Origin of the sequence: Affinirhizobium lemnae, from assembly GCF_022968395.1 — a bacterium.
Lineage (GTDB): Bacteria > Pseudomonadota > Alphaproteobacteria > Rhizobiales > Rhizobiaceae > Neorhizobium > Neorhizobium lemnae.
This window is the reverse complement of the sequence record NZ_JALJQZ010000015.1, coordinates 16,006-28,306: the sequence shown is the minus strand read 5'-3', so window position 1 is coordinate 28,306 and position 12,301 is coordinate 16,006. Positions and strand designations below refer to the sequence as shown.

Here is a 12,301-nt window from a genome sequence, read left to right as displayed (position 1 = left end):
CTACTCCGCCGCGATAAGCGGACGGCCTGCCATGCGGTTCATCACGTTATCCTTCCAAACCGTGCGGTGAATGACGACCATGCCGATGTGTCCGACCACCATGGCCAGAAGACACCATGCCAGAAGACCATGTGCGGCATTGCCTGCGTTCACCATCCAGTCGATCTTCTCAGGGGCACCTGGAATAACAGGCACGCCGAAAATGGCCGCACCGCGCTGCGAGCCATAGGCGCGAAGCAGCGCAAGAAGCGGAACTATCAGCATCAGGGTATACAGCCCAAGATGCCCAAGGCGCGCCGCTGTTCCCACCAGCCCACCCTCATGGGCCGGGCGATTTCGCAAGTTGGATAGGCCCCAGAGCGCGCGGATCAGGGCGAGCGTCATCAGGAGCGTGCCGATCGAGGCATGAGTTCCGACGAAAAAGCTGACGAGCGGTGTTCGACCCAGAAGAAGTCGCAGGCTCATGCCGAGGAATTGCCACAGAAACAGCAGTGCCATGGCCCAGTGCAAGGCGCGCGTTATCTTTCCATAGTGCAAGCCCGTATCACGCCAGCCAAGCGCCATGTCTTATCTCCAATAAGTTGACTCTATTTATCCTCTATTGCTGCTGCGATGCACAATTGTCCAGATGGTTTAGGCCACACTTGCGTGAATGCCTGCGCGGCAAAGGCTGTGGGTCCGTCGAGCGGAAACCCTCTTCGGCATTTTTCATTCGTGCCGATTGCGCTAAGCGTGTCGCGATCTTTCAGATTCGCTCCTGACGCTTTAACTCTTTGTTTTATCGCATGTCGTTATCGCAAAACCGCTGCACACTTTTGCGCGACATGCTTTAAGTACGGTTCAGCGGTTTGCAGGGAGTTTGATATGGCTGCGGAACAGACATCGGTCGAAAGCTTGGACGAAGAGCAGGCCGCTGCCGAACTGGTCTTTCTGGCGGCTGAAATTGCGCGCCACGACCTTCTCTACCACGGCGGAGATGCGCCCGAGATCTCTGATGCGGATTACGATGCGCTGAAGCGCCGCAATGACGCGATTGAGGCGCGCTTTCCGAAGCTTGTTCGTGCAGACAGTCCATCGAAACGCGTTGGCTCTGCACCGCTGCCAACCTTCGCGCAGATCACGCATTCACGGCCGATGCTGTCTCTGGACAACACATTTTCCGATGAGGATGTGCAGGACTTCATTGGCTCGGTCTACCGCTTCCTGGGGCGTCTGCCGGACGATTCGATTGCGTTGACGGCAGAGCCAAAGATCGACGGGCTTTCCATGTCGATCCGCTATGAAAATGGACGGATGGTAAGCGCTGCCACGCGTGGCGACGGTACCACCGGCGAGAACGTGACGGCCAATATTCGCACCATCAAGGAGATTCCTCAGCAATTGCCGGCGGGCGTTCCGGCTGTCGTGGAAGTGCGCGGCGAGGTCTACATGGCCAAGAGCGATTTCTTCGCGCTGAACCAGCAGATGGAGGCGGAAGGCAAGCAGACCTATGTGAACCCGCGAAACACCGCATCTGGTTCGCTTCGCCAGCTGGATCCGAAAGTAACCGCCAGCCGAAAGCTGCGCTTCTTCGCCTATGCCTGGGGTGAGATGTCCGAGATGCCCGCCACGACGCAGATGGGCATGGTTGCGACATTCCGGGAATGGGGTTTTCCCGTCAATCCGTTGATTAAGCGCCTGACGAAGGTATCCGATATCCTCGATCATTATCGGGATATCGGCCTTCAGCGCCCGGATCTGGATTACGATATCGATGGCGTGGTCTATAAAGTGGATGAACTGGCGCTGCAGGAACGGCTAGGCTTCCGGTCGCGCTCGCCGCGTTGGGCGACCGCACACAAGTTCCCGGCTGAGCAGGCTTTCACCACAGTGGAAAACATCGATATTCAGGTGGGGCGCACCGGTGCGTTGACGCCGGTTGCGCGGCTGACGCCGATAACCGTCGGTGGTGTAGTGGTCACGAACGCGACACTGCATAACGAGGATTACATCAAGGGGATCGGCAATGCGGGTGATCGCATCCGCCCGGAAGGTCACGATATCCGCATCGGCGATACGGTCATCGTGCAGCGGGCAGGGGATGTCATTCCGCAGGTGCTGGACGTTGTGTTGGAGAAGCGTCCTTCGGATGCCGTATCTTACGAATTTCCGAAGAAGTGCCCGGTTTGCGGCAGCCACGCCGTGCGCGAACGGAATGAAAAGACGGGCAGGTTGGACTCCGTTACGCGCTGCACCGGCGGCTTCGTCTGCCGTGCGCAGGCGGTGGAGCATTTGAAGCATTTCGTGTCTCGAAACGCTTACGATATCGAAGGACTGGGATCGAAGCAGATCGATTTCTTCTTCGAGGCGGAAGATCCTTCGCTCCAGATTCGGACAGCGCCCGACATTTTCACGCTGAAGCAGCGTCAGGAGGCTTCACTCACCAAGCTGGAGAACATTGAAGGCTTCGGCAAGGTCAGTGTGCGCAAGCTCTACGAGGCCATTGATAACCGCCGGGAGATTGCGCTCAACCGATTCATTTTCGCCCTTGGCATTCGTCATGTGGGTGAGACGACCGCGAAGCTTCTGGCGCGCTCCTATGGCAGCTATGAAGCCTTCGAGGCAGCCATGAAGGAGGCAGCCAGCCTGAGCGGCGAGGCCTGGAATGATCTCAATGCGATCGAGGGTATCGGCGAGGTTATGGCGCGCGCGATCGTCGAATTCTTCAAGGAGCCGCGCAATATCGAGGTCATCTCACGGCTGCTGGAAGAAGTGAAGCCGCAGGCGATGGAGCCTGTTGCCGCCACCAATAGCCCGGTGGCAGGCAAGACGGTTGTCTTCACCGGCTCGCTCGAGAAGTTTACGCGCGATGAGGCCAAGGCACGGGCCGAAGGTCTCGGCGCCAAGGTTGCCGGCTCTGTATCCAAAAAAACGGATTACCTCGTCGCGGGTCCCGGTGCTGGATCGAAACTCGACAAGGCGCGCGAACTGGGCGTGACCGTTATGGACGAGGACGAGTGGCTGGCGCTGATTGGCGGGTAGGGGCTCTTTCAGATCGTTGCGCGTCGTCAATGCGCGGCTCTGAGTGCTTGTAATAATCCCGCTCGTTCTTATGTGGATACATCTGCTGGATGGGGAATTGATCATGCATCGATACGCGTCACTTGCCGCTGCTGCGTTCGCGACGGCTCTTTCGGTAACGCCTGCTCTCGCCGAAGTTATCGGCAAGGTGGGTGTCGACTGGATGGGCAATGACATCATTGTCGATGCAATGAGTGATCCGAAGGTCAAGGGAGTGACCTGCCACGTGACCTATTTCGACCGCGGTGTGCTGGATCGGTTGAAGAACGGTAACTGGTTTGAGGATCCCTCGAACAACTCCATTGCCTGCCGCCAGACCGGCCCAATCGAGATCGATGATATCGAGCTCTCCAAGGAGGGCGAAGAGGTCTTCAAGCAGGGCATGTCGCTGATCTGGAAGAAGCTTGTCGTCAACCGTATCTACGACAAGCCGAACAACACACTGGTCTACCTCATCCACTCGCGGCAGATCGTGGACGGCTCTGCCAAGATGGCAATCTCCACCGTTCCGCTCTTCAACCAGAACGTTATCTGGAAGAACGGTCCTCCCAAGTGATACAAAACGCCGAAAGCCCCGGTCTTTCGACCAGGGTATCGGTGCCATCACGAAGCAGGTGGTGAACTGGCTCAGGCAGCCTGAGCGAGTTCGTCCGCAATTACGGTGTCGAGGTTGAGGAAGCAGACCATGGTCTTTTCCAGCGCAACGATGCCGCGGCAGAAGGCGCGCTGTGCTTCCGGAATGATTTCCGGCGCAGGCTGCAGATCCTCGCTCTTGATGGTCATCATGTCGGAGACCTGCTCGACCAGCAGGCCAACCAACTTGCCGGCGATATCGGTCACGATGATGGCGGCACGTTCCGATGGCTCGGTCATTTTCATGCCCAGGCGGCAAGCCATGTCGATAACCGGGATCACCGCACCGCGCAGGTTGATGAGGCCGAGAACATAAGGCGGCGTGTGTGGCATCGGAGTGACCGGCGCCCAGCCACGAATTTCACGAATTGCCATGATGTCGATGCAGAATTCCTGATCGCCCAGATGGAATGAGACGATCTCGAGATAGGCTCCGGACTGCTTGATAGCGTTCGACATGGTTTAGAACTCTTCCCATTTCTCGTTGGATTCGGTCGCGACTTTTTTCGCGGCAGAACTGTTGCTGGTGATGGCGCTCGCAACCCTGTTCATCAGGGTGCGGGCAGGGGACGGACGGTGAACCGATGCGGCAGGCGCTACATGATCCTGCACGGCAACGGGGCCACTACCATTGACGCGGAACTGCCGCATGAGCCTGGCAAGGGTTTCTGCATCATTGGCCAAGGTATGGCTCGATGCGTTGGTTTCCTCCACCATGGCCGCGTTCTGCTGCGTCGTCTGGTCCATCTGGCCGATTGCGGAATTGATTTCCGAAAGCCCAACGAATTGTTCGCGCGCCGAGGTTACGATTGCACTAACGTGCTCGTTAATTTGCAGAACATCGTCGCCGATTCTATGCAAAGCCTCACCCGTTGCCTTGACGAGATCAACTCCAGTTTGTACTTCGGCATTGGATCGCGTCACGAGTGCCTTGATGTCCTTTGCGGCGCCAGAGGCGCGGCCTGCCAGTTCGCGCACTTCCTGCGCTACGACGGCGAAGCCCTTGCCGGCTTCGCCAGCACGCGCGGCCTCGACGCCGGCATTGAGCGCCAGAAGGTTCGTCTGGAAGGCGATCTCTTCGACCACGTTGATGATCTTGCCGATTTCGCCAGTCGCCGCCTCAATGCGCTCCATGGCTGCCATCGCATCACTCACGACCTTGGAGGAGCTTTCCGCAAAGTCCTTCGAGTTGCTGACCATCTGGCTTGCACCCTCCGCCCGGTCGGTCGCCGTGCGCACGGTGCGGGTAATCTGTTCCAGCGCCGCAGAGGTTTGCTCAAGAGAGGCAGCCTGCTGTTCGGTGCGTTTTGCCAGATCGTCTGCGGCAGAGCGCATCTGCTGGGCATTGGCCTGGATAGAGGAGGAGCTCTGGTTGATTTCCTGCATGACCAACCGAAGCTTTTCACTTAGTCGGTTCAGGTCTTCGCGAATGGGTTCCAGGTCTGGACGAAACGGCTTTTCGAGTGAAACATGCAAGTCGCCACCGGTCAGGCGGGATAGAGCGGACGCAATTGCCATGGTCGCTTCTCGGATCGAGTCGGCATCTGCCTGTTGGGTTGCAATTCGCTCACGGCTTTCCTGATCAATGCGGGCGCTCGCTTCGGCTGCCTCCTGCTCGAGATTGCGCTTCTCGAGAGCCGCACGCCTAAAGCGCTCGGTACTGCGCGCCATGGAGGCGATTTCGTCTTTGCCCTCGGTGCCGGAGACCGGCGTCGAACAGTCGCCATCGGCAATGCGCTGCATACTGGAAGACAGGTTTGCCAGGCTTCTGCGAATAACCCCGGTGTGCAACAGCTGCAGGATTGCGACCGTGACGAATGCGAGAGCGGCCACCATTAGCTGGAAATAGAAGATGTTGTCCGACAGGGTCTGCACTTCGGCCATGCGGGCATTGGCCAACTGATCGCCTTCGGTGGAAAGCGTGTCCAGGATCCCTGTGACATGGTCGCCGGTTTGATCGATGAGATCATCAATCTTTCCGAAGGCGTCGGCGTTGGCGCGTGCCTCGATCAATGCGGGTAAGTCGCGACCGATCAGGCTGGACAGCTTTGCGACATCAGCGGCGTAATCGCGTGCAATATCCTGCTTCGCGACGGTCGCCGCAAAGCTGGTCACCACAGACGTCGCAGCGGCAAGCTCCGTAGTCGTCTTCCTGATTGTTTCAATGCGCTCCGGCTTCATCTTGCCTTCTTCGCGGTCAATGATGGAATCCATCGCCGTCAGCGCAAGTTCAAGCGATGCGGAGCGCAGATCCGCAATCGTGGCCACAACCTTGCGGACCTCGGCCGCATCGTGCAAGTTCTGCTCAACCTGATGCTTCTGGTACCAACCGGCCGCCAGCATGGATGCCATGCCCAGAAACGCTGCAAAGCCAAGGGTCAGCAGCCGTTGATTGACAGTCATCGAAAACATGCCCGCATTCTTCGCCATAAGGGACCGCATTTTGTTTGAGAGCCAAGGTGTCTTTGAAGGGCAAATCTGATACAAATGATGAAAGCTAACTTTCACGCGTGCGGCAATTCTGCGACTACCTCTCCGCGAGTTAGAGAATGAACATTAACTCGTTAAGCATTCGATAATCACGTTCCACTGAAAATGAGTGGCAAAGACTGCGGTATGTGGCCAACTAGATCTGAAATATACTCAAGTTTGATGTATCGTCGCGGTTTGACTGCGTTGATTTTGCTGGTGTTGACGGCTGCACTGAGCTTGGGCTTTGCGGGCTGGATTGCTAACGGCTCTGCGCTCTTTCTGGCGATGTCGGAAAATCTGGCTGCCTGGTGCATGTGAGCACATCTGCGTGAGGCATATGCGCGCGCTCAGGCTCCACATGCTTCAAACAATTGCAGTTCCACCCACAAGGTTCTAAACGCATATCTGGTTTTGGAGTGCGAGGATCAATCGTTGAGAACTGTGCGGATCGTCCTTTGGGTTGCTGTCGCCGTCATGGCGGGCATTCTTGGCTGGCTCACCTACGATGTGACCCGGTCGCAACAACAGATCACTGAGGGGCCGTTTGGGGTGCCGTTCCAGTTGGTGGCGCAGAATGGCCAGCCGATCACCGAAAAGGCATTCCAGCAAAAGCCCACAGCACTCTTTTTCGGTTTCACCCATTGTCCGGAGGTCTGTCCCACAACCTTGTTCGAGCTGAATGGCTGGCTGCACAAGGTTGATCCGAATGGTGACAAGATTAACGCCTATTTCGTTACGGTCGATCCCGAGCGCGATCCGCCTGCGCTGCTGAAAGACTACATCTCAAATGTCACCGACCGCGTTGTGGGCATTTCCGGTGACCCCAGCAAGGTTGCCGAGGTCATCAAGGGTTTCCGCGTCTATGCGCGCAAGGTGCCGGTAGACGAGAAGCAACCGAACGGCGAATACACGATGGATCATACGGCGTCCGTTTTCCTGCTCAACAATGGCGGACGCTTCTCTGGAACGATTGCTTACGGAGAGAACCCTGACACGGCGATAAAAAAGCTGGAAAATCTCATCAAGGGCTAAGGGATCTGCGGCTTGCCGCTGCGGGGGCTTTCGTGCCATTGGTTCCGCTTGATTTGTCCGGGTCAGAAAGAGCTTTCCGTGAGTGAACTTCGTCTTTTCGTTACCGTCACCGAGCGGGAATCCGAGGATATCCTTGAACTGCTGTCGCTGTGTTTCGGCGAAGAGGATTATGCCATCGGCACCACCGAGATCGACGAAAAGGCCGACCGCTGGGAAGCATCGATCTACATGATGCTGGCTGATGAGGACGAGGTACGCGCACGTTTTGCGGAGACGATCGCGGAGGGTTATCCCACGCTTGAAATCGAGCGCGAAGTGCTGCCGGATATCGACTGGATTGCCAAATCGCTCGAGGGACTGAAGCCTGTGCGGGCGGGCCGCTTTCTTGTCCATGGCTCCCATGATCGCGACAAGGTGCGATCCGGCGATCTGGCAATCGAAATCGATGCGGGCCAGGCTTTCGGCACCGGCCATCACGGCACGACTTCCGGCTGCCTCGAGGTTATTGAAAGCGTGGTTCGCTCGCATCCGCCGCGCAACGCGCTGGATCTGGGAACCGGTAGCGGCGTGCTGGCAATCGCCGTGTACAAGCTGCGCAAAATCCCGGTTCTCGCAACCGATATCGATCCGATTGCGACGCGTGTCGCGCGCGAGAATGCCAAGCTCAACGGTATTTCGGCTGGCATGAGTTTCGAGACGGCGCCGGGCTTCTATTCCGCGGCGTTCCGTAAGCACGGACCGTTCGATCTCATCATCGCGAACATTCTCGCCAGACCGTTGATCAAGATGGCACCGCAGTTGGTGACACATCTGTCGCCGGGTGGAGATGTCATTCTCTCCGGCATTCTTGCATCACAGCGCTGGAAGGTCATCGCTGCCTATAGCGGTGCCGGTCTGGCCCATGTGAAGACGATCTGGCGTAATGGCTGGGTGACCATCCATCTGCGCCACGAGGCGCGGAGCTAGCGCCTCGCATATTCAAGTCTATGTCGGCTTCAGAGCGGGAAGTTGGAAGCACCTTCGCGGCGAAGTTCTTCGCGCGACTTGCCCAGTGCCGCGAGGCTCGTATCGTCCAGCCGCAGTAGAGCGCTGTTGACGTAGCGGCGGGCTTGACGTTCGCGGGCTTCCACGATCCGGTTGAAAGCATTGTGCAGGAATGAATTTGCCATTGTCTAGCCTCCTAGGCTGGTGGGTGCCGCTGCGCCCTTCGATGACTTTAATGTAGGCGATCGATGCGCCGAGCGTTAGGTGCACTGCAACATGAGTGGATTGCGCCTGTTGCATATGTCGAACTGCTATCAAACATGGCGCGGTGGTTCTCGTGATCCCGACATTTTCTCTTGAGGGGGCTGCGAACGGATGCAAATGTCGGGATCGAACCACTCGGATTGGAATCGCGCTTCAGGCGGACGTCCAATCGCAGGCGATCAACTGAAAGACATGCCCATGTTCCAGTCCTTTGAAACCACGTCCTCCCCGCAAACAGGTCCGGCGCGCGTTGCCGCGCTTCGCGAGCGTTTCGATGCTCTTGGTATCGATGGCTTTCTGGTGCCGCGTGCCGATGAGTTTCAAGGCGAATATGTTCCGGCATGCGCTGAGCGGCTTGCCTGGCTCACCGGCTTTACGGGATCCGCTGGTGTCGCTCTCATTCTCCGTGACAAGGCAGTCGTCTTTGTTGATGGTCGCTACACGACACAGCTCGCTCAGCAGGTGCATCCCGATACGTTTACCGGTGGTGATCTTGTCGCGAAGCCACCGCATCTCTGGCTCGCCGAACATGGATCAAAAGGACTGCGGCTGGGCATCGATCCCTGGCTACATGGTGGCAGCGACGTGAAGCGGTTTGAAAAGGCGCTGGACGAGTGCGGTGGCTCCCTGATCCTCGTGGATGCCAATCCTGTCGATGCAATCTGGGCTGATCGCCCGGCAGAGCCTCAAGGTGCCGTCAGCGTTCAGCAGGAAAGCCATGCAGGCAAGCCTGCAACTGACAAGATTTCAGAGATTGCTGCCTGGGTGAAGGAGAAGGGGGCCTCTGCTGTTTTGATCGGTGATCCTTCGTCCGTGGCCTGGATCTTCAACGTGCGCGGCCAGGATGTGCCGCACACGCCGCATCCGCTGGCGCGGGCGGTCATCACGGCAGACGGCAAAGCCGAGATCTTTATCGACGCGTCAAAGCTGGTCGGAGAAGCGAAAAACCATGTCGAAACCTTGGCGTCAGTTCATGCTCCGGCATTGGTTGTCGAGCGCGTGACAGCCTTTGGCGCCAATGGCGGCAAGATACTGATCGACCCGGAAGCAACGCCATTTGCGTTGAAGCGGGCCATCGAGGCAGCAGGCGGTATCGCACTCGAAGCGATCGATCCGGCGCGTCTGCCGCGCGCGGTCAAGAACGCAGTCGAATTGCGCGGATCGGCGGAGGCCCATGTTCAGGATGGCGCTGCCATGGTGCGCTTCCTGCATTGGCTGGATAGCCAGCAGCCGGAAAGTATCACGGAGATCGATGTCGTGACGCGGCTGGAAGGGTTCCGCGCCGGCGTCGGGCAGGATCTTCAGAACCCGCTGAAGGATATTTCGTTCGATACGATTTCCGGGGCGGGACCAAACGGCGCGATCATTCACTATCGGGTGACGACAGAAACCAACCGCAAGCTTTCGTCCGGTGAACTTTTCCTCATCGATTCCGGGGCGCAGTACGTCAACGGCACGACCGATATCACCCGCACGGTTGCGATTGGCGCGGTGCCGGAAGAACAGAAACGCTTCTTCACGTTGGTGCTGAAGGGCATGATCGGGATTTCGACCGCACGCTTCCCGAAGGGCACGCGCGGCTGTGATCTGGATCCGTTGGCACGTATCGCTCTCTGGAAGGCTGGCGCTGATTATGGTCATGGAACAGGCCACGGTGTCGGCTCTTATCTCTCCGTGCATGAAGGGCCGCAACGCATTGCGCGGCTCTCTACACAGGAGTTCCTGCCGGGCATGATCCTTTCCAACGAACCCGGATACTATCGTCCGGGAGCGTTCGGCATTCGTATTGAAAACCTGATCTATGTCAGCGAACCGGAGACGATCGAGGGCGGTGACATTCCCATGATGCGCTTCGAGACCCTGACCTGGTGCCCCATCGACCGGCGTCTGGTTCTGCCGGATCTCTTGACCTCCGAAGAGCGCGACTGGCTGAATGCCTACCACGCTACGGTGTGCGAGAAGCTGTCGCCGCTGATTTCTGAGGCGGATGTGCTTGATTGGCTGAAGCAGGCAACTCAACCAATCTGAGGCTTCTCAGGTCATCACGAAATGCCGCAACACCATGGCAGCTCCCCATCCGGCCAGGATGAGGGGGATGCCGTTGTGGCGCAGACCGACCAGCAGCGCGACAATCATCGCGATCTTGAGTTCAATCCCGCCATCGAAGAAGGCGGGCGCAACAAGCGTTGTCAGAACCGCTGCCGGTACGGCGTTCAATGCTGTCTCCAGCCGTGGAGGCAGGTTTTTCACATTGCTCAGCAGCCAGAAGCCACCGATCCGTGTGAGATAGGTCGCGATGCCTGCGGCGAGGATGATGAGGGCGGTTCTCAGATCGAGACTCATGGCTTTGCGCCCTCATCTGGGTTAGACGACTGCGGCTTATGAAGGATGAGCGCAGCAATAATGCCAGCCGCGGCTCCAATGCTGACATGCCATGGGGAGCCGACCGTGTGCATTCCGATGATCGAGGCTACGGCACTGACGGGAACGACAGCGCCGAAGAGCGGGCGTTTGCGAAACCCCATCACCAGTCCAAGGAAATAGATCGGCAACAATGCATCGAAGGCCCAAGCTTTCGGGTTGCCGATCAACTGCCCGAACACTGCGCCAAGCGCTGAACTTCCCACCCAGACGACGTAGATGATGAAGGCTGCGCCGAAGTACCACGCGGTTTCCAGCTTGCCGACGCGATCCACACGCTTGGCGGCTTCGGCAAATTGCGGGTCCGTGAGGAAGAAGAAGGCCGCAGCTTTCTGTAAGCGACCAAAGTCCTTGACCAACGGCGTCATGGCCGCCGAATACAGGATGTGACGGAAATTGACCGCGAAGACGGAAAGCACGATCAGCCACGCAGGCACATGGCTGCCGAACATTTGCACACCGACCAATTGGCTCGCGCCGCCGAATATGATGCCGCTCATCAATGTCGCTTCAAGCGGACTGACGCCGCCGTCTACCGCGATTGCGCCAAACAGCAATCCGAAGGGGGTCGTTGACATTGCAACGATAAGGCCGGCCCTGATGCCGTGCCAGAAGGGAAGGGTGCGCATGGAATACCTCTATGCGCGAGGCAATTAAGCTTATTGCGATAGGGCGGCAAGCCTCTGCATCCCGAAATGCAGCTCAGTCTGCCAGAATATCAGTGCTTCTGCATATGGATACGCCTGCGGCGCGCATTTCTTCGATAGCGGCTTTCACGCCTTGAGGATCGATACCGCGGCTCGCATCTTCGATGAAACGAACCTTGATCTCTGGCAGCATCTCTCTTGCGTCCAGCGCAGAAAATTTCACGCAATAGTCCGTTGCCAGTCCGCACAGATCAAGCTCCGTCACCTGCTGCGCCCGCAGGTAGCCCGCAAGGCCGGTGATTGCGGCCTGATCATTGTCGCGAAACGCAGAGTAGCTATCGACTGCCGGGTTCTCACCCTTTTGCTGAATGTAATCGATATGCTCCAGATCGAGATCCGGATGAAACTCTGCGTCGGCAGTACCCTGAACGCAGTGATCCGGCCACATGACCTGTGGCTGTCCGGAAATCTCTCCCATGTCGAACGGCTTCTTGCCCGGATGTTGTGATGCGAAACTGCCGTGATTGTCCGGATGCCAGTCTTGCGAGGCGACGATCACATCATAGGGCCCTTCGTCGATCAGGCGATTTGCGATAGGCACGATCGCGTCGCCGTCCGGGACGGGGAGATTTCCACCGGGGCAGAAACCGTTCTGAATATCGATCAGCAACAAGGCCCGCATGATGTGTCTCCCATGATTTGCTGTGCCGCAAGATGCCAATTTGCCGAGGCTCGATCAAGTTTGTTGCTTATGCGATTTCAGCCGCAGTTAGCCTCTAATCCCAACC

Annotated in this window: 12 protein-coding genes; 5 read left to right on the top strand and 7 right to left on the bottom strand. The window is 57.8% G+C overall.

All coding sequences use genetic code 11. The annotated features are described in order from the left end of the window. On the bottom strand, window positions 1–564 hold the full coding sequence (locus MUU53_RS11515; protein ID WP_247261037.1) for a cytochrome b: 564 nt from the start codon (window positions 562–564) through the stop codon (window positions 1–3). A 300-nt stretch (window positions 565–864) separates the two neighbouring features. On the opposite strand from MUU53_RS11515, the gene ligA reads away from it, so the two are divergent. Both ligA and MUU53_RS11505 read left to right on the top strand, forming a co-directional pair. Then, window positions 865–3,021 carry an NAD-dependent DNA ligase LigA gene (ligA, locus tag MUU53_RS11510; RefSeq protein WP_247261036.1) on the top strand — a complete coding sequence of 719 codons (2,157 nt, stop codon included), beginning with the start codon at window positions 865–867 and terminating at the stop codon, window positions 3,019–3,021. A gap of 103 nt (window positions 3,022–3,124) precedes the next feature. Continuing rightward, window positions 3,125–3,616, top strand: coding sequence for a CreA family protein (locus MUU53_RS11505; RefSeq protein WP_247261035.1), 492 nt, complete (start codon window positions 3,125–3,127; stop codon window positions 3,614–3,616). Between the two features lie 71 nt (window positions 3,617–3,687). On the opposite strand, the gene MUU53_RS11500 is transcribed toward MUU53_RS11505, so the two are convergent. Further along, entirely contained in the window at window positions 3,688–4,152 is a 465-nt protein-coding gene (locus MUU53_RS11500; protein WP_062554154.1) for a chemotaxis protein CheW, read from the bottom strand. A 3-nt stretch (window positions 4,153–4,155) separates the two neighbouring features. Further along, complete coding sequence (locus MUU53_RS11495; protein ID WP_247261034.1) at window positions 4,156–6,105, bottom strand: methyl-accepting chemotaxis protein; 1,950 nt, start codon at window positions 6,103–6,105, stop codon at window positions 4,156–4,158. Window positions 6,106–6,597: 492 nt separating this feature from the next. Between MUU53_RS11495 and MUU53_RS11490 the strand changes: the two genes are divergently transcribed. Continuing rightward, window positions 6,598–7,197 (top strand): SCO family protein, encoded by a 600-nt coding sequence (locus MUU53_RS11490; RefSeq protein ID WP_247261033.1) that lies wholly within the window; start codon window positions 6,598–6,600, stop codon window positions 7,195–7,197. 78 nt (window positions 7,198–7,275) lie between these two features. Continuing rightward, window positions 7,276–8,163: a 50S ribosomal protein L11 methyltransferase gene (locus MUU53_RS11485; RefSeq protein ID WP_247261032.1), complete on the top strand. Its 888-nt coding sequence runs from the start codon at window positions 7,276–7,278 to the stop codon at window positions 8,161–8,163. A gap of 29 nt (window positions 8,164–8,192) precedes the next feature. Here MUU53_RS11485 and MUU53_RS11480 read toward each other — a convergent pair whose 3' ends face one another. After that, window positions 8,193–8,366 (bottom strand): hypothetical protein, encoded by a 174-nt coding sequence (locus tag MUU53_RS11480; protein ID WP_062554157.1) that lies wholly within the window; start codon window positions 8,364–8,366, stop codon window positions 8,193–8,195. 277 nt (window positions 8,367–8,643) lie between these two features. Between MUU53_RS11480 and MUU53_RS11475 the strand changes: the two genes are divergently transcribed. Beyond that, window positions 8,644–10,473 (top strand): aminopeptidase P family protein, encoded by a 1,830-nt coding sequence (locus MUU53_RS11475; protein WP_247261031.1) that lies wholly within the window; start codon window positions 8,644–8,646, stop codon window positions 10,471–10,473. Between the two features lie 6 nt (window positions 10,474–10,479). Here the strand turns inward: MUU53_RS11475 and MUU53_RS11470 are convergent, their stop codons facing one another. The 3 genes from MUU53_RS11470 to pncA all read right to left on the bottom strand — a co-directional run bounded on the left by MUU53_RS11470 (window position 10,480) and on the right by pncA (window position 12,195). Continuing rightward, window positions 10,480–10,788 (bottom strand): AzlD family protein, encoded by a 309-nt coding sequence (locus MUU53_RS11470; RefSeq protein WP_062554159.1) that lies wholly within the window; start codon window positions 10,786–10,788, stop codon window positions 10,480–10,482. Continuing rightward, window positions 10,785–11,495, bottom strand: a complete 711-nt coding sequence (locus MUU53_RS11465) for an AzlC family ABC transporter permease (RefSeq protein WP_247261030.1) — start codon at window positions 11,493–11,495, stop codon at window positions 10,785–10,787. Before MUU53_RS11465 ends, MUU53_RS11470 begins: the two co-directional genes overlap by 4 nt. 73 nt (window positions 11,496–11,568) lie before the next feature. Continuing rightward, the gene (pncA, locus tag MUU53_RS11460) at window positions 11,569–12,195 is read right to left on the bottom strand and encodes a bifunctional nicotinamidase/pyrazinamidase (protein WP_247261029.1); all 627 of its coding nucleotides are present in this window, start codon (window positions 12,193–12,195) and stop codon (window positions 11,569–11,571) included. Window positions 12,196–12,301 lie beyond the last annotated feature (106 nt).